This window comes from Martelella mangrovi (genome assembly GCF_040545495.1).
Lineage (GTDB): Bacteria > Pseudomonadota > Alphaproteobacteria > Rhizobiales > Rhizobiaceae > Martelella > Martelella mangrovi.
On sequence record NZ_JBEPLY010000009.1, the window covers coordinates 129,352 to 147,503 of the forward strand.

Consider the following 18,152-nt stretch of genomic DNA (forward strand, 5'->3'; position numbering starts at 1 on the left):
GAAAGCGTTTCGGGACAGAAGCGCCGGATGGGAAAGCCAATAAAGCATGACTCCGATTGTCCGCCTGCTTCTCCAGCGGATAGGAATTTCCCTCATCGTCCTCGTGGGGGTTTCCTTTCTCATATTCGCCATCGCGCGGGTCATCCCCGGCGATCCGGCCCGTATCGCGCTGGGTCCGAACGCGACCCCGGCTGCCGTTGCCGCCTTGCGTGCCCAGCTTCATCTCGATGACAGCTTCCTGACGCAATATGGCTATTTTCTCGGCGGTCTTTTCCACGGCGATCTCGGCATTTCGCTTTATACCAACCGTCCGGTGATCAGGGATATCGCCCAGTTTCTGCCCGCCACGCTGGAGCTTGTGATCGTTGCCGGCATCATGATGGTCGGCTTCGGCCTGCCACTCGGTATCATGGCCGCCCGTCACCGTGGCCGGTTTCTCGATCATCTGACCCGGATCATTTCGCTTCTGACGGTTTCCGCACCGGGCTTTGTCTGGGCCGTGGTGCTGATGCTGGTGTTTGCCTATTTCCTCCCGATCTTCCCGATCGCGGGGCGCATTTCCGACAGCTACGACATTCCCTCAGCCTCCGGCTTTCTGCTGATCGACACGCTGATCGCCGGCAATTTTTCAGCCTTCGGCAATGCCCTCTGGCATGTCATCCTGCCGGCCTTCGCGCTGGCGCTTGCCGGGATCGGTCAGACGGCCCGGTTGATCCGCGCCAATATGGTCGAGACCTATGGCAAACCCTATATCGAAATGGCGGAAGCCTATGGTTTTCCCGAAAGGAAGATCGCCCGCAAATATGCGCTTCGCCCATCGATGATCCCGTCGCTGACCGTGATCGGCCTCGACTTCGCTTCGATGCTCGGCAACGCCTTCCTGATCGAAACGGTTTTCGCCTGGCCGGGCCTGTCGCGCTACGGGGTCGCCGTGATCCTGCGCAAGGATCTGAACGGCATCATCGGCACGGTTCTGGTGATCGCCGCCATGTTCCTGATCGTCAATATCGTCGTCGATCTCATGGTGTCCTTCGTCAACCCACGCATTCGCCTTGCGGAGGGCCGGACATGAAGCGCGCTTTTTTCATCCTCACCCGCAATCCGATGTCGCTTGCAGGCATCATCCTTGTCGGTCTTGTCGTGCTTTCGGCCATCTTTGCCGATGTGATCACGCCGTATCCCGATCATCGCGGCGCGATTGTCGATTTCGACAACTTCAACAAGCCGCCAAGCGCCGAACACTGGTTCGGCACGGATCTGGTCGGCCGCGATCTCTTTACGCGGGTTATCTATGCCTATCGCGTCTCCCTGATCCTCGGCGTTGTCGTGCTGGCGATTTCCGTTCCCGTCGGCGTGTCGATGGGCCTTGCCGCCGGTTATCTCGGCCGCAAGACCGAATTCATCCTGATGCGGATTACCGACGTGTTCCTGTCGATCCCGCCGCTGGTGCTGGCGATGTCGGTGATGGGGCTTTTGAAGCCGACGCTGATGAACGGTATGATCGCTGTCACCGTGATGTGGTGGCCCTGGTACACGCGACTGATCTACAACATCACCCGCTCGGAGCGGCAGGAAGGCTATGTGCTGGCGGCCGAAGTGCTGGGTGCATCGAAAATACACATCATGTTCCGCGAGATCCTGCCCAATTGCGTGCCGTCCATCCTGACCAAAATGACGCTCGATTTCGGCTTCGTCATCCTGATCGCCTCGTCGCTGTCCTTCCTCGGCCTTGGCGTACAGCCGCCGACACCGGATCTCGGCTCGATGGTCGCCGAAGGCGCGCGTTACCTGCCGGACAGCTGGTGGCTGACCGTTTTTCCCGGCCTTGCCATCCTCGTTGTCGTCTTCGGTTTCAACCTCATCGGCGACGCGCTGCGTGAAATTCTGGGAGTGGGCGAATGAACGACCTGACGCTGAAGCTTACCGACCTGAAGCTCGCTTTCCGTTCGTGGTCCGGCGCAAACGAAGTCCTGCACGGTATTTCGCTGCACATTCGCAAGGGCGAGCGTGTCGCCCTTGTCGGGGAAAGCGGCTCGGGAAAATCTGTCACCGCGCGCATCGTCCTCGGCATGTTGCAGGAACTTGCCGCAACCCGGGTCTCGGGCGATGTGATTTTCGAGGGCGAGGATATCAATGCCATGAGCGTGAAGAAGCGTCACGCCCTGCGCGGCACGCGCATGTCGATGATCTTTCAGGACCCGACCTCCTCGCTCAATCCGGTCTATCCCATCGGGCAGCAGTTTTTCGAGGTGCTGAAGCGCCGCGACCGCCGGATTACCGCGGCGGATGCACGCAAGAATGCGATTGCGGCCCTGGATGATGTTGCCATTCACGACCCGGAACGCGTGCTGGATTCCTATGCCTTCCAGCTGTCCGGCGGCATGAACCAGCGCGTCGTGATCGCCATGGCGCTTGCCAACAATCCGGCGCTGCTGCTGGCCGATGAACCGGGCACCGCGCTCGATGTCACCGTGCAGGCCCAGACGCTGAAGCTGATGTCCGCGCTTGTTGCAAAACATGGCACTTCGGTTCTGTTCATCTCCCACAATCTCGGCGTGGTGCGCGAATTCGCCGATCGGGTCTACGTCATCTACAAGGGCAATATCGTCGAGCAGGGGCCGACGGCTGACCTGTTTGCCGATCCGCGCCACCCCTATACGCGGGCGCTGCTTTCCGCCGTTCCGCGTATTTCCGGCGGCGGCATTCCCGATCTTCCCGAAGATATGGACGGGTTTCACGCGCCTCTCATTGCCCATGAAGGCTATAGCGAAGGGGAGCTTTTGAAATGAAACAGCTTTCCGTCTTCAACGTTTCCAAGGATTTCACCGCCGGAACCAGAACCATCCGCGCGCTCGATCATGTGAGTTTCGATGTGGAGAAGGGCGAATGCCTTGCCGTGGTCGGCGAGAGCGGTTCGGGAAAATCCACCATCGCCAACATCATTCTCGGCATTCACGACGCCAGCGATGGCGGGATCATCTTCAACGGCCACGAGCTGCCGGACAAGCGCGACCGCACGCTGCGCCGCACGATCCAGCTGGTGCAGCAGAACCCGCTTTCCGCGCTCAATCCGCGCCGGTCCATCGGCGCGTCGCTGCGCCTGCCGCTCGATATCCACGATATCGGCCCGAAAGCCGGGCGCAGGGCGCGGGTGGCACAATTGCTGGAAGAGGTGGGGCTGCCGGCGGATTTCGCAGCGCGCTCGCCCTCCAGCCTTTCGGGCGGCCAGCGCCAGCGCGTGGCGATTGCCCGTGCGCTTGCCTGCGAGCCGGAGCTTCTGGTGCTGGATGAGCCGACGTCGGCGCTTGACGTTCTGGTTCAGGCGCGGGTGCTGAAACTGCTCAATGCGCTGCGGAAGACCCGCAATCTCACCTACATCTTTATCACCCACGATCTGGCGGTTGCCCGCAATATCGCCGATCGCATGGCCGTTTTCGAGAAAGGACGGCTGCTAGAGGTCGATACGACCGAGGCGATCTTCGCCAATCCCGGACATGATTATACCCGACGGCTGATTTCGGCCGTGCCTGTGGTCGGCGAAGACGAGATGGTGCTTCGCCGGCAGATAATGGAGAGCATTGATGACAAGTCCTGACTACAGCGCTTTTACCGCCGCCGTCGCCGACGGCCCGGAGGCCGCCTGCAAAGCGCTGGAAGCTCTGACCAAGGAACTGGTCGGCGTGAAACTGTTCACGCTGATGACGGCCGATACGAAAGCCCGCAATTCCGAACGGATCTATTCCAACATGCCAGAAGCCTATCCGGTTTCGGGAACCAAGCCTTATAACGACACCTACTGGTCGGACGTGGCGCTGAAACGCCGCGAGACTTTCGTCGCGAACACGATTGAAGGCATCGCCGAGGTGTTTGACGACCACCGGCTGATCAACGAACTGGGATGCCAGTCCGTCATCAATGTTCCCGTCACCGTGGGCGGCCAGGTCATCGGCACGATCAACTGCCTGCATGAGACGGGATTTTATACGCAGGAGCGCATCGCGGCTGCCGAGGCACTGAAACTGCCGGGCGCCATCTGCATGTTGCTGCACGAACGGGGCAGGGGAGAGCGGCCATGAGCAGGAAAACCATTCGCGTCGCCACCGATGTCGGCGGCACATTTACCGATCTCGTCTGCTTCGAAACGGATATTGAAACCGGCGAACAGACGATCACCACGGCAAAATCCGACACGACGCCGCCGAATTTCGAGGAGGGCGTGCTCAATGTCATGAAAAAGGGCAATGTCGATGCCTCTGCCGTCGATTTTCTTGCCCACGGCACCACCGTCGTCATCAACGCCCTGACCGAACGCAAGGGCGTCAAGGTCGGCCTGATCACCACCGAAGGTTTTCGCGATACGCTGGAAATCGCCCGTGGCAACCGTCCGGATTTCTTCAATCTGCACTATCGCAAGCCCGCGCCCTTCGTACCGCGCTATCTGCGTTTCGAAGTGCCGGGGCGCATGGACTATCACGGCGAAGAGGTCAGGCCGCTCGATCTTTCCGGCCTGCCCGCCATCCTCGATGCCTTCCGGGCCGAAGGCGTGGAAGCGGTTGCGATCTCGTTCCTGCATTCCTATGCCAATCCGGCGCATGAACTGGCCGCACTTGAGGAGGTCAGGCGGCTGTGGCCCGAGGTTGCGGCGGTCTCCTCGCACCAGATCACCCGTGAATGGCGCGAATACGAGCGCACCAACACGGCCGTGCTTTCCGCCTATGTCCAGCCTGCTGCCGAACGGTATCTGTCCCGCCTTTCCGACGGGCTGACCGCGCAGGGCTTCGACGGCAGCCTCTACATCATGCAGTCGAATTGCGGCGTCGATACGCTGGAATCCGTCTCCAGAATCCCGATCACCATGGTTGAAAGCGGTCCGGCCTCCGGCTTCTGGGGTGCTGCAGAACTCGGGCGGCTGATCGGCGAGCCCAATGTGCTGGCGCTCGATATCGGCGGCACGACCGCCAAATGCGCACTGATCGAGAACGGTGATGTAAAGATCATGACCGATTACTGGATCGAGCGCGATCAGTCCTCGGCCGGTTATCCGATCATGGTGCCGGTGGTCGATCTGGTGGAAATCGGCAATGGCGGCGGTTCGATCGCCTGGGTCGATGAATTCGCCAAGCTGCATGTCGGCCCGCAATCGGCAGGCGCCATGCCGGGGCCTGCCGCCTATGGCCGTGGCGGCCAGCAGGCCACCACCACAGATGCCAATCTCTGGCTTGGCCGTATCAACCGCGATTATTTCTGCGGCGGTTCGGTGGAGGCCGACATGGCGGCGGTGGAAACCGCGCTCGCAGAAGTGGGCGGAAAACTCGGGATCAGCCTTGACGAGGCGGCGCGCGGTATCGTTCGCATCGCCAATAACAACATGGTCAACGCGCTGAAGCTGGTTTCGCTCAACCGTGGCCACGATCCGCGCGACTTTACCCTCGTTGCCTTTGGCGGTGGCGGCGCCATGCACGCGGCAGCGCTTGGCGCCGAACTCGGCGCGAAAAAGGTCGTGATCCCGGCAGGCGCTTCGGTGTTCTCTGCCTGGGGCATGATGATGTCGGACCTCAGGCGAGACTATTTCGTCACCCATCTTGTCGACCTGAAGAGCGATGCGGCACGGGAAATCACCGCCCTGTTCGAGGAAAGCGAAAAGCTGGCGTTTGCCCAGTTTGCCGCCGAGAAGATCGACGCAGACCGTGTCAGGTTCCAGCGGTACGGCAAGTTCCGCTATCAGAACCAGGAACACACGACCGAAGTTCTGATCGAGGGCGAGATCACCACGGAAGGCATTGCCGAAATCACCGAGGCGTTCCATGCCGCCTATGAGCAGGAATACACCTATCGCCTCGATGCACCGGTGGAACTGGTCGGCATTCATCTGGTCGCCTCGGCAGAGGTCGGCAAATTGCAGATGCAGGAAAAGCCCGCAACGGGAACACCGGCTGCAGCAGCACTCAAAGGCAGACGCAAGGTCGATTACGCCCTTGAGGGCGTGCATGAGGCCGATATCTATGATGGCGAAAAGCTGGAACCCGGCATGACCTTCAGCGGGCCGGCAGTGATCGAAGATCCCGGCACGACAGTGGTCATCCATCCCGGCAATCACGTCGAGATCGATGGCTTCGGCAATATCCAGATTGCGCTCGGCGCCGAAGGAGAGGCATGATGACGACAGTCAACGACCCGATCACGCTGGAAATTATCCAGAATTCTCTTCAGGCCGCCGCCGACGAAATGTTTGCGGCGATGCGCAAGACGGCCATGAGTTCGATTATCTACGAAGTGCTCGACATGGGTACCGGCGTGCTTGATGCCAAGGGACAGCTGGCAAGCTCGGGCGCCGGCATTCCCGGCTTTGTCGGTGTGCTCGACAAATCGGTCAAGGTGCTGGCGGAGAAGTTCTCGAAACCCGGCGAAATCGAACCCGGCGATGTCTTCATCACCAACGATCCCTATTATGGCGGCGTCACCCACCTCAACGACCTGATCGTTGCCATGCCGGTCTTTGTCGACGGAACGCTGATCGCCTGGACGGCCAATATCGCCCATAACTCGGATATCGGCGGCATTGCTCCCGGTTCGCTTTCGGCCGACGCCAGGGAAATCTTTCAGGAGGGCCTGCGACTACCGGCCATCAAGCTGATTTCGAAGGGTGAGCCGGTCAGGCCGGTTTTCGAGATCATCACCGTCAATTCGCGCATGCCCGATTTCATCGAGGGCGACCTGTGGGCGGCGATTGCTTCCGTCAGGATCGGCGCGAAGCGGCTTTCCGAGCTTGCCACGAAATACGGTGTCGAAACCTTTCAGACAGCGGTCGAGAACTTCATCACCGTCGGCGAGCAGATGTCGCTGACCGAGATCGCCAAACTGCCCAAGGGAACGTTCGAACTGACCGAGGAGCAGGATGACGGCCGGTTTTTCAACGTCAAGCTGACGATCAGCGACGATGAATTCGTCGTTGATCTTCGTGATAACCCGGAACAGAGCGACGGGCCGTTCAACGCCAGCTTCGATGACACGCTGGTCTCCACCCAGGTTGCCTTCAAGTCTCTGACGGACCCGGCCCTGAAGGCCAATGAGGGCACATTCCGCCCGGTGAAGCTTCTGACCCGCGAGGGCACGGTGTTTCATGCGAAGGAACCGGCGGCGGTCGGTTTCTATTATGAGGTCGGCATCCGGGTTTACGATCTGATCTGCCGTTGCCTTGCGCCGCATATGAAGGGTGCAATCCCGGCCGGTCACTTCGCCTCGATTGCCGGAACCTTCATCGGCGGCATTCATCCCGATACCGGTCGGCAATACACCATCATCGAACCGCAAATCGGCGGGTGGGGCGCTGAACGCGGCGCCGATGGCAACAGCGCCATCTTCTCCGCCGTGCACGGCGAGACCTTCAACTGCCCGGCCGAAATCTCCGAGGCCCGCAACGGCCTGATCATCGACCGCATGGCGCTGAACCTCGAAGACGGCGGCGAAGGCGAGTTCTGCGGCGGGCGCGGCATCATGCTCGATTATCGCATCCGTCGCGACGACAGCTTCGTGACGATCGGCTACACGCGGGCGAAAATACGACCGTGGGCGCTTGAAGGCGGCAATGAGGGTTCCAACAACTATGCCCTAATCCGCCGCAAGGATGGCGGTGAAGAACGCTATGCCTTCGTCTCCGGCCTGCGCGTCGACAAGGACGATGTCATCCGCATTATCACGGGTGCGGGTGGCGGTTATGGCGATCCGAAGAAACGCGATCCGGCCAAGGTGAAGGCCGACATCAAGAACGGCTTCCTCACGCCCGAACGGGCGGCCGAAATCTTCGGCCTCCGGGATGAAGGCTGAAGCTTGCTGAAAGCGGTCCGGAATGTGGACCGATCCGGCAGGACCCGGGCGATCAGTCAGTATCGCCCGGGTCCTGCCGTTTTATTTTCAATGCCTTAACAGAAGAGCTTGAAAAATCTACTGATCGGTAGAATTATGGCCTGAAAAAACGGAGGCCCCCATGTCCGTAGCCCGCGCCGCAGCACGGCAACCGTTTCACCTGATGGCCAAGCCGACGGGATATCAGTGCAATATCGCCTGCGATTACTGCTTCTATCTCGAAAAGGAGACCGGCACCCTCAAGCGGACAAGATACGCGCGTCACATGGATGACGCGACGCTTGAAGCCTATGTGCGTAACTACATTGCCGCCAGTCCGATGCCGGAAGTGGAATTTGCCTGGCAAGGCGGCGAACCGACCATGGCAGGGCTGGACTTCTACAAACGCGCGCTGGACCTGCAGAAGAAACATGCCAACGGCAAGACCATCCGCAATGCCATGCAGACCAACGGCCTGCTGATTGATGACGCCTGGGCCACCTTTCTCGTCGAAAACAACTTCCTCATCGGTCTGTCGATCGACGGACCGCCCCAACTGCACGATGCGCATCGCAAGGCGCGCAACGGCAAATCGGTTTTCGACAAGGTTCGCAAGGGCCTCGAGCTCCTGAAGAAACACGATGTCGAATACAATATCCTGTCGGTCGTCAACGCGACCACGGCGCAACACCCCGTCGAAGTCTACCGCTATCTGACCCGCGAACTGGGCGCACAGTTCCTGCAGTTCATACCCGCCGTCGAGCAGCGACACAGCGGCGAAACGGCAGGCGAACTGCTCTATCCGCAATCGCGTGAAGCCACTGCGGCAGTCACAGACTGGTCCGTTTCCGGCGAGGATTACGGCCGTTTCATCATCGGCATATTCGATGAATGGGTCAAAAGCGACGTCGGCAAGGTCTATGTCCAGACCTTCGACAGCACGCTGGCGGCCTTTGCCGGCGATGGACCGGCGCTGTGCGTGATGCAGCAGCGCTGCGGCCGGAACCTGATCATCGAACAGAACGGCGACATCTATTCCTGCGATCACTATGTCTACCCCGAACACAAGCTCGGCAATATCCGCAAGGACAATCTCGCCAGCCTGGTCGACGGCAGGAAACAGCATGCCTTCGGGCTGACGAAAACGCATCTGCCCCAGGCCTGCGTGACCTGCGACTGGCGTTTCACCTGTCATGGTGGCTGTCCCAAGCACCGCATCCACCGGGACGGCAAGCGCTGGCACAACCATCTGTGCGCCGGTTACAAGGCCATGTATGCGCATATGGCCCCTATATGAATTATATGGCCGAACAGATACGCATCGGCCGGGCCCCGGCAAACATCATGCTGGTCGCCGCCGATATCGCCGCGCGGCAGGGCAAGGCCAGTCCCACCCCAAAGCAAGGCCAGCCCGCAACGAATTGACGTTGCGTCTGCGCACGATCTTTCCGCTTTGAAACAAAGCAGCCCCGCCGGCCAGCTGTTTGCAGACACTTGCGCCGCCCGCCGTCGCCTGGCGGCAGGCATGTTTCACCGTCCACACGACGCTTCCATCGTGGCTGATGCTGCCACCATGCGCCAGATTCGACTTGACGCCGACACATTATCGGAAAAATAATACCTAGTGATCGGTAGATTTCATGAACGACAAACGATCCGGTCGTGCCGTCTCTGCTGTTATTGAGGGTCTGGCCGTTTCAGGGAGTGGAGGAGTTTCCCGGCACAGGATGAAAACTTTCCCATTGCACATTCCCCGATGTCTGAAGGCCATGCGAACCCGAATTGCGGGTCTGCCAACGCCGGGTCGGTCCAGCGGGCGGCCCTGTATCGTCGATGGCGATATTGCCCGGTTTCAGGCCGCCGGCCTCTCAGGGACATGAACCCGAACACATCACACTCCGGCGGCATTGCCGGAGCATCCTATCCAATGCGGGAGGCTATACATGCTACCTAAAGACTATCTTTCAAACGTCTACGGCGCGCCGCACACCGCCAGCGGCTGGAGCCCGACGCGGCGCGATGTCGTCAAGCTGATGGGCGCCGGCGCGGCGGCCTCGCTGATCGGCTCGTCGCGGGCCTTTGCCCAGAGCGCGGACGGCAAGCAGCCGAACATCGTCATGGTTGTCATCGACGATGCCGGTTTTTCCGATATCGGCGCTTATGGTTCGGAGATCAAGACACCGCATATCGATGAACTCGCGACCGGCGGCCTGCGTTACAACCGCTTCGATACCTGCGCCATCTGCTCGCCGACGCGCGCGGCGCTGATGACCGGCCGCAACCCGCAAACGGTCAACATGGACGATCTGCCGGGCAAGGGAGAGGCGCCGCCGATCGACAGCCTCAACGCCCATTCCGGCGAGTTGCCGCTCAATGCCGAAACGGTCGCCGCAGCGCTGCAGAAGACCGGTTATGCCACGTTTGCCCTCGGAAAATGGCACCTCTGCCCGACATATAGCGACGATGACGCGCGCAACAGGCTCTCCTGGCCGCGGCAGCGCGGGTTCGACTATTTCTATGGCTTCCTCAGCGGCCACACGGACCAGTATCACCCGGATCTGGTCGAAAACAACACGGTGCTGCCGACGCCGGACAACCCGGATTATCACCTCTCGGTCGATCTGGTGGACCATGCCATCGACGCGATGCAGCCGGACAAGACCGACAAGCCGAAATTCGTCTATCTCGCCCTTGGCGCCACCCACTCGCCTTATCACGTGCCCGAAGCCTATATCGATGCCTATCGCGGCGCCTATGACAAGGGCTGGGACGAGATCCGCAAGGCGCGTTTCGCGCGACAGAAGGACATCGGCATCATTCCCGACAATACGGTTCTGCCGCCGCGCGAGGTTGGCGACGCCGCCTGGGACACGCTCGACGACCAGCACAAGCGCGTTTTCGCCCGCTTCATGGAGACCTATGCCGGGTTCATGACCCATACCGATGAACAGATCGGCCGACTGGTCGATTACCTGAAGGAAACCGGCCAGTACGACAATACGCTGATCATGCTGATCACCGACAACGGCGCGGCCTCCGAAGGCGGTGCGAATGGCGGGTTCTTCACGCCCTATCTGGACAAGACCACGGTGGCGGAGATGGATGCCCATCTCGACGAGGCCGGCAGCCCCTCGACCTACATGCTCTATCCGCGTCCCTGGGCCTATGCCGGCGATACGCCGTTCAGGCGCTACAAGCTGTGGCCCTATGCCGGCGGCGTGCGCACGCCAATGATCGTCTCCTGGCCCGATCATATCGAGGACGCGGGTGCAGTCCGCTCTCAATATGTCAATGTCATCGATCTGGCGCCGACCATTCTGGCCGTTGCCGGCGGCGGCTTCTCGGCATCCGTCGACGGTGTCGAACAGCTACCGGTCGCCGGCAAGTCGGTTCTGGAAACCTTCACGTCTTCCGATGCCGCAACGCGCAGCGTCCAGTTCTTCACCATGCGCGGCAACCGGGCAATCACCGACGGCGACTGGCGGGCTGTGGCCATGCACAGGATCGATACCGATTTCGACGAGGATCCGTGGCAGCTCTTCAATGTTGCCGAAGACTTCTCGGAATCTCATGACCTGTCGCAGGAAAACCCCGAAAAGCTGGAAGCAATGAAGGCGCTGTGGTGGGAGGAAGCGAAGAAATACGCCAATCCGCCTTTGGCCGATCCCGTCGAACTGCTTTACAACCTGAACGGCTTCGGCGACGCTTTCGAAAATATCGGCGACTGAACCGCCTGACGACAAGAGCCGGTGCGTGCAAAGCGCGCCGGCTCCATGTTCAGTCCTTCCCGGTTTCGATGGACCGGATCAGCCGGGCGACGTAGGAATCGAAGGATTTCACCATGTCCACCTTGTCCGGCGAACGCAGCCAGGCCACCTGCAGGCCGTCCATGAAGGCGATCACCTCGTTTGCGATCATTTCCGGATCGACACCGGTGGTAATTTCGCCGGCCGCAATGCCGCGGGCGAATGATCCGGCCATGATATCCCGAATGTGGGAAAACCGTTCATCGAACCAATCGGAAGCCGGGTGGTTTTCGGTCAGCGCCTCGGCGTTCAGGATCGAGAACACCCGCACGACGCCGGGCATGCCGGCGTTCTTTCTGTTGAGACACTGCAATTGCTCCAGCATGTCCCGCCAGCCGATTGCGGCGCTGTTCGCCGGAATGCCGGAATTGTCGTCGCGCCATTCCAGGACCTCCAGCAACAGGTCCACCTTGTTGGGGAAATAGTGCAAAAGCCCCGGCAGGGTGAGATCGACAGCCTCGGCGACCGACGCAAATGAGGCGCCGTTAAAGCCGTCACGGGCGAAGATTTCCACGGCGGCTGCGATGACCTCCGCGCGCCGACGCTCACCCTTTTTAGACATCTTTTTGTTTTTATTTGCTATTTCGTATTTCAACTTACACTCGCCTGTCATGCGTTCGCCGCCATAATGGGCTTTCAGGCGGGGAATGTACAACACCGAAAAAATATACCTATTAATCGGTAGATTTTTTATTCGAAAAGGCCTAGTTTTTCGCAATGTGAACGCATGTCACCTGTCCTGGGAGGATATCATGACAGAGCTTGCCGATTCCGGCTTTACCGCGGCGAACGCCGCCCCTCAAGAAGACGGCATTCCAGCCGTTTCCACGCTTTTCTTCGTTAAATATGCCGCTGCCATCATCGGCATCTACATTGCGCTGATGACGCCGGTGACGGTCACCATGGCCATCCGCGTGCAGGCGATTGCGCCTGAGGGCAAGGGCGCTGCGCTCGGCTCCATTCTCGGCCTCGGGGCGCTATTCGCCCTGTTCGCCAATCCGATCTTCGGCTGGCTTTCCGACCGCACGGTGTCCCGCTACGGCCGTCGTCGCCCGTGGATGCTGGCCGGCATCGTTCTCGGCGGGCTTGCGGTGACGGGGATCGCCTTTTCGGAAAACCTGTTCGTCATCGGCGCGCTGTGGTGCCTGGCACAGACCACCTACAATGCCGCGCTCGCCGTCGTCGTCGCCATTGTTCCCGATCAGGTGCCGGAACACCAGCGCGGCCGGGTCTCGGCCATTTCGGGCATGGCGCTTTATATCGCCATGCTCATGGGCGCGGGCATCGCCGCGCTGACCGGCGCCAGCAATCCGCTCGGCTTTATCGCGCCGGCGCTGGTGGCCACCGTCGCCATCTTCTGGTTCGCGATCGGGCTGGAAGATCCGCACGCCGACAAGGCCGCGAAGCTTCAGCATCAGAGCATGGCCGATCTGGGGCGTTCCTTCCTGATCAATCCGGTCAAGCACGCCGATTTCAGCTGGGCGTGGCTCTCCCGCTTCTTCGTGTTCCTCGGCATGTCGGTGCTGATGACCTATCAGGCTTACTTCCTGATCGATCATCTGGGCATGCCGTCAGCCGGGATTGCCGACCTGCTGTTTCTTTCGACGCTGATCACGGCCATCGCGGTCATTGCGTCGTCCTTCATCAGCGGCTGGCTTTCCGATCGCCTGCATCGTCGCAAGGTTTTCGTCCTCGCCTCCGCCATCGGCTATTCGCTCGGCATCGTCATCATTCTTTCGGCAACCACGCTCGGTGTCTTCTACGTCGGTGTTGCCGTGTCCTCGCTGGCCTTCGGCATTTACATGGCCGTCGATCAGGCGCTCGTCGTCGACGTCCTGCCGGACCGGGAAACCGATGCCGCGAAGAATATGGGCATCCTCAACATCGCCAATGCCGTGCCGCAGTCCATCGCCCCGGCAATCGCGCCATTCTTTCTTGCAATCGGCGCAACGGGCGGCAACTATCCAGCACTTTATGCTTTCGCCGCTGTCGCAGCTTTTCTCGGCGCGCTGGCCATCTGGCCGGTGAAAGGCGTTCGCTGAACGGCGGCGCGCCTCTTGCCTGCGCGAGCCGGGCTGAACCAAAATCCAGCGGCTGCCCCGTGGCAGCCGACCCGCATTTCAAAGGAGGTCTGAGATGACCGATATCGACAAAATCCTCGATGAAATGACCCTTGAAGAGCAGGTTTCGCTGCTCTCGGGCGCTGATTTCTGGACAACCAATGCCGTCGAACGCCTCGGCGTTCCCAAAATCAAGGTGAGCGACGGGCCGAACGGCGCGCGCGGCGGCGGCTCCCTCGTCGGCGGCGTCCGGGCGAACTGCTTTCCCTGCGGCATTTCGCTTGGCGCCAGCTGGAATGTTAACGCGGCCTATGACATGGGCGCGGCCCTTGCCGCCGAAGCCCGTTCGAAGGGGGCCGGCGTACTTCTGGCGCCGACCGTCAATATTGACCGCAGCGGCCTGAACGGCCGCAATTTCGAATGCTATTCGGAAGACCCGGAACTGACGGCCTCGCTTGCGGTCGGTTATGTCAAGGGCGTTCAGGAACAGGGCGTCGCCGCCACGATCAAGCACTTTGTCGGCAATGAATCCGAGCACCAGCGCCAGACCATGTCTTCCGATATCGGCGAACGGGCGCTCAGGGAGCTTTACCTTCTGCCGTTCGAACGCGCCGTCAAGGAAGCCGGCGTCTGGGCGGTGATGTCCGCCTATAACCGCCTGAACGGCACCTATGCCAGCGAAAACGAATGGTCGCTGAAACAGGTTCTGCGGCAGGAATGGGTCTTCGACGGCATCGTCATGTCCGACTGGTTCGGCTCGCATACGACCGTGGAATCGGTAACCGCCGGGCTGGACCTCGAAATGCCCGGCCCGACGCGCGATCGTGGCGACAAGCTGGTTCAGGCCGTCCGCGACGGCAAGGTTGACGCTGCGGTCATCGAGGCGTCCGCCCGGCGCATTCTCAGGCTGATCGAGCGGATCGGCGCATTCGAAAACCCCGAAATTCCGGACGAAACCACGATCGATACGCCGGAACTGCGCGCCCTGCTGCGCCGTCTCGCCAGCGATGGCGCGGTGCTGCTGAAAAACGACGGCGTCCTGCCGCTTGCCCCCGAAACGGTCGCAAAGGTGGCCGCCATCGGCCCGAATGCCGCCGAGGCCCGGATCATGGGCGGCGGCAGCGCCCAGATCAACGCGCTTTACCGTGTCAGCCCCCTCGACGGGCTGAAAGCCGCTCTGGGAGACACCGCCGTCATTCACGCGCAAGGCTGCTCCAACAACCGGCTTTTACAGGAAGTCACGGGCGATATCGAAGTTGCCTTCTTCAAGGGCACCGCCCTGGAAGGCGCGCCGATGGCCGTCACGTCCAGCGAAACGAGCCAGTTCTTCTGGTTCGATCTTCCTGATGAAGAGCTGAGCTGGGACAATTTCTCGGTGCGCGCCACAGCGCGCTTCACCCCGCAAAAGAGCGGAAAGCATGTCGTCGGCCTGGCAAATGCCGGTTTCGCCAATCTCTTTATCGATGGCGAAAAGCAGATCGACGGCACCACGGACTGGGTGCGGGGCGACAATTTCTTCGGGCTGGGCAACAACGAACGGCGCGCCGAAGTGACGCTGGAAGCCGGTCGCGCTTATGAAATCACCGTCGAGTATCGCCCGCCGGATGACACGCAGGAAGGCATCGATATCCGCGCCATGCGTTTCGGCATTGAGCCGGTGCTCGACGACACGGCCATTCAGGAGGCCGAAGAGGCCGCACGCAATGCCGAAATCGCCATCGTGTTTGCCGGTCGCCAGGGCGAATGGGATACGGAAGGTCTTGACCTGCCGGACATGGACCTTCCCGGCCGACAGGAAGAGCTCATCGCGCGCGTCGCCGCCGCCAATGAAAACACGATCGTCGTGCTGCAGACCGGCGGCCCCGTGCTCATGCCGTGGCTGGACAAGGTCCGGGCGGTGCTGCAGTTCTGGTATCCGGGGCAGGAACTCGGAAACGCCGTCGCCGACGTTCTTTTCGGCAAGGTGGAACCCGGCGGACGTCTGCCGCAGACCTTCCCGCTGAAGCTGGAGGACAATTCGGCCTTTACCGGCGACCCCATCACCTATCCGGGTGTGGACGGCCATGTCCGCTATGACGAGGGCGTCAATGTCGGCTATCGCCATTTCGACCGTTCGAATGCCGGAACGCTGTTCGCCTTCGGTTATGGCCTGTCCTACACGACGTTCGAATGGTCCGCCCCGCAGCTGTCGGAAACGGTGATCGGCGAGGACGGCATGACCGTCGCGGTCGACGTGACCAATACCGGCGAACGGGCTGGCTCCGAGGTCGTCCAGCTTTATGTCCGCCCGGTCGATCCCAAGGCCGACCGTCCGCTGAAGGAATTGCGGGCCTTCGCCAAGCTCGCGCTTCAGCCCGGCGAGACCGGCACGGCCACGCTTGCCGTCACGCTGCGCGATCTCAGCTACTTCTCGATGCAGGACAAGGCCTTCCGCGCGGATGCCGGGGTCTATGAGCTCGTCATTGCCCGCAATGCGGCCGATGTCAGCGCGGTGGCACGCGTCACGCTCGAAAAGGACTGGATCGAAGCCTGAGAACGCGACGGGGTCTTTCTGCTGAAGCAGCGAGGCCCCGTTGGCCGGACGACCATCCGGCATCCGGGGTGAGGAACACGTAAAGGCGCGGCCACCCGCCGGCGCTGAACGGGAGGAGAAATCATGCTTTATCGAAATCCGGCCGGAAATGGCCGAAATGGCCTGCGGCGTATTGCGCTGGTTGCCGCGCTTATTGGCAGTTGGTCGCCCACAGCCCTTGCCGCCAATGCCACCTATCGGGCGGGCGTAGCCCAGCAGACGCTTTATGGCGAAGTCGATGGCGCAGAGACCAATGACGGCGCAACGCTTTTCTGGCGCGGCGTGCCCTATGCCGCTGCCCCTGTGGGCACCCTGCGCTGGAAAGCGCCGGAAAAACCGGCGGCCTGGACGGGCGCTTTGGACGCCACCGGAGACGCCCCGCTCTGCCCGCAGATGACCGGCGGCAAGGCTCTCGGCAGCGAGGACTGCCTGACGCTCGACATCTGGCGCCCCAACACTGACGAAACCGGATTGCCGGTGCTGTTTTATATTCACGGTGGCAACAATCAGGGCGGCAACAGCGGCACTGTCGATTTCGAACAGCTTGCCGTCAATGCCGATGCCGTGGTCGTTTCGGTCAACTACCGGCTCGGCCTGCTCGGTTTCAACAACCTGCCGGCGCTCAAAACGGGCAATCCGCAGGAAGATTCGGGCAATTACACCCTTCTCGACCTTGCCCGCGCGCTGGACTGGATCGACGCGAATATCGCCGCTTTCGGCGGCAATGCCGATAACATCACGGTTTCCGGTTTTTCCGCAGGCGGGCGCGATGTCATGGCAATGCTGATCTCGCCGCTGTTTCACGACAAATTCCAGAAGGCCATTTCCTTCAGCGGCGGCATGACGCTGGCAGATACTGAGGAAAGTACGGGTCTGGTTGCAGACGCAATCGCTCCGCTGGTGGTCGAAGCGGGGATAAAGCCGGATGATGAAACCGCGCGGCAATGGCTGATGAGCACGGACCCGACGGTGAAGGACTTCCTCTACGACCTGCCGAATGATCGCCTGGCCGGACTGATGACCAATGCCGGCATCCGCATGGCCGTTTTCCCGCATCTCTACAATGACGGCGTGGTGCTGCCGAAGGAAGGGTTTGAAACGGACAGCTACAATGCCGTTCCGCTGATGATGACCACCGGCACATCGGAATTCTCGCTGTTTGCCCGCTTCGACCCGGAATTCGCCGCCGCCAGCGATACCGACCTCATCGACGACAGCGACCTCAACGCCCGCTACAGATTTGCCGAAAACTACGGCAGCAAGCTCTACGAGATTTTCAACGCCCAGGATTCGGCTCGCGAGATGATCGACCGCTATGATGCGCCGATCTACACCACACGGTTCGCCTGGGGGGAAGACCCGCAGATCGTCGGCGACACCATGGCGGATCTTTACGGGTCGTTCCATGGCATCTGGATTCCCTTTGCCACCGAGCGAACATCGGGCTTTGCCGCGCAGTTTCCCGAAGCCTTCGACAATACCGGAGCGCAGGACCTTGCGGCGAAATTCGGAACCTATCTGCGCAATTTCATGTGGGACGGCGACCCGAACGGCGACGGACTGACCGCGTGGCAACCCTGGCAGAACGCCGACAGCGGACCGACACAGCTGATCCTGAATGCCGACATGAAAAAGGCGGATATCCGGATGTCGGACGAACGGACGCCCTATGAAGACGTGCTGAAGGCGATGAATGCCGACGACACGATTTCGGCGGAAGCAAAACAGCATCTGATCGAGACGGTGCTCGACGGTCGCTGGTTCTCTTTCGGGCTCGATCGGCACTACGACAACGAAAACACTTGGGTCGGCGTCGAGTAGCAGGCCTCGCCTTTCGACACTGCCGGCTGGAGCATCGGGCGGTTCAGATTA

14 protein-coding genes are annotated in these 18,152 nt (G+C 60.8%); 13 read left to right on the plus strand and 1 reads right to left on the minus strand.

Going from position 1 to position 18,152, the window contains the following annotated elements:
- The first annotated feature begins 46 nt into the window (after positions 1–46).
- From ABID12_RS13675 to ABID12_RS13720, 10 genes are all read left to right on the plus strand, one after another.
- Positions 47–1,072, plus strand: coding sequence for an ABC transporter permease (locus ABID12_RS13675; RefSeq protein ID WP_354434676.1), 1,026 nt, complete (start codon positions 47–49; stop codon positions 1,070–1,072).
- Complete coding sequence (locus tag ABID12_RS13680; RefSeq protein ID WP_354434677.1) at positions 1,069–1,902, plus strand: ABC transporter permease; 834 nt, start codon at positions 1,069–1,071, stop codon at positions 1,900–1,902. Before ABID12_RS13675 ends, ABID12_RS13680 begins: the two co-directional genes overlap by 4 nt.
- Positions 1,899–2,789, plus strand: a complete 891-nt coding sequence (locus ABID12_RS13685; protein ID WP_354434678.1) for an ABC transporter ATP-binding protein — start codon at positions 1,899–1,901, stop codon at positions 2,787–2,789. The genes ABID12_RS13680 and ABID12_RS13685 overlap by 4 nt, the downstream gene beginning before the upstream one ends.
- Positions 2,786–3,595 (plus strand): ABC transporter ATP-binding protein, encoded by an 810-nt coding sequence (locus tag ABID12_RS13690; protein WP_354434679.1) that lies wholly within the window; start codon positions 2,786–2,788, stop codon positions 3,593–3,595. The genes ABID12_RS13685 and ABID12_RS13690 overlap by 4 nt, the downstream gene beginning before the upstream one ends.
- Positions 3,582–4,076, plus strand: a complete 495-nt coding sequence (locus ABID12_RS13695) for a GAF domain-containing protein (RefSeq protein ID WP_354434680.1) — start codon at positions 3,582–3,584, stop codon at positions 4,074–4,076. The genes ABID12_RS13690 and ABID12_RS13695 overlap by 14 nt, the downstream gene beginning before the upstream one ends.
- Complete coding sequence (locus ABID12_RS13700; protein ID WP_354434681.1) at positions 4,073–6,157, plus strand: hydantoinase/oxoprolinase family protein; 2,085 nt, start codon at positions 4,073–4,075, stop codon at positions 6,155–6,157. The genes ABID12_RS13695 and ABID12_RS13700 overlap by 4 nt, the downstream gene beginning before the upstream one ends.
- Entirely contained in the window at positions 6,157–7,824 is a 1,668-nt protein-coding gene (locus ABID12_RS13705; RefSeq protein ID WP_354434682.1) for a hydantoinase B/oxoprolinase family protein, read from the plus strand. The genes ABID12_RS13700 and ABID12_RS13705 overlap by 1 nt, the downstream gene beginning before the upstream one ends.
- 160 nt (positions 7,825–7,984) lie before the next feature.
- The gene (locus ABID12_RS13710) at positions 7,985–9,139 is read left to right on the plus strand and encodes an anaerobic sulfatase maturase (RefSeq protein WP_354434683.1); all 1,155 of its coding nucleotides are present in this window, start codon (positions 7,985–7,987) and stop codon (positions 9,137–9,139) included.
- 5 nt (positions 9,140–9,144) lie between these two features.
- Positions 9,145–9,267: a hypothetical protein gene (locus ABID12_RS13715; RefSeq protein ID WP_354434684.1), complete on the plus strand. Its 123-nt coding sequence runs from the start codon at positions 9,145–9,147 to the stop codon at positions 9,265–9,267.
- A 518-nt stretch (positions 9,268–9,785) separates the two neighbouring features.
- On the plus strand, positions 9,786–11,570 hold the full coding sequence (locus ABID12_RS13720) for an arylsulfatase (RefSeq protein WP_354434685.1): 1,785 nt from the start codon (positions 9,786–9,788) through the stop codon (positions 11,568–11,570).
- Positions 11,571–11,619: 49 nt separating this feature from the next.
- On the opposite strand, the gene ABID12_RS13725 is transcribed toward ABID12_RS13720, so the two are convergent.
- Positions 11,620–12,210, minus strand: coding sequence for a TetR/AcrR family transcriptional regulator (locus tag ABID12_RS13725; RefSeq protein ID WP_354434686.1), 591 nt, complete (start codon positions 12,208–12,210; stop codon positions 11,620–11,622).
- A 190-nt stretch (positions 12,211–12,400) separates the two neighbouring features.
- Between ABID12_RS13725 and ABID12_RS13730 the strand changes: the two genes are divergently transcribed.
- The 3 genes from ABID12_RS13730 (at position 12,401) to ABID12_RS13740 (ending at position 18,101) form a co-directional block, all read left to right on the plus strand.
- On the plus strand, positions 12,401–13,690 hold the full coding sequence (locus tag ABID12_RS13730) for an MFS transporter (RefSeq protein WP_354434687.1): 1,290 nt from the start codon (positions 12,401–12,403) through the stop codon (positions 13,688–13,690).
- 94 nt (positions 13,691–13,784) lie between these two features.
- On the plus strand, positions 13,785–16,241 hold the full coding sequence (locus ABID12_RS13735; protein ID WP_354434688.1) for a beta-glucosidase H: 2,457 nt from the start codon (positions 13,785–13,787) through the stop codon (positions 16,239–16,241).
- Between the two features lie 123 nt (positions 16,242–16,364).
- Positions 16,365–18,101, plus strand: coding sequence for a carboxylesterase family protein (locus tag ABID12_RS13740; RefSeq protein WP_354434689.1), 1,737 nt, complete (start codon positions 16,365–16,367; stop codon positions 18,099–18,101).
- The last annotated feature ends 51 nt before the right edge of the window (positions 18,102–18,152 follow it).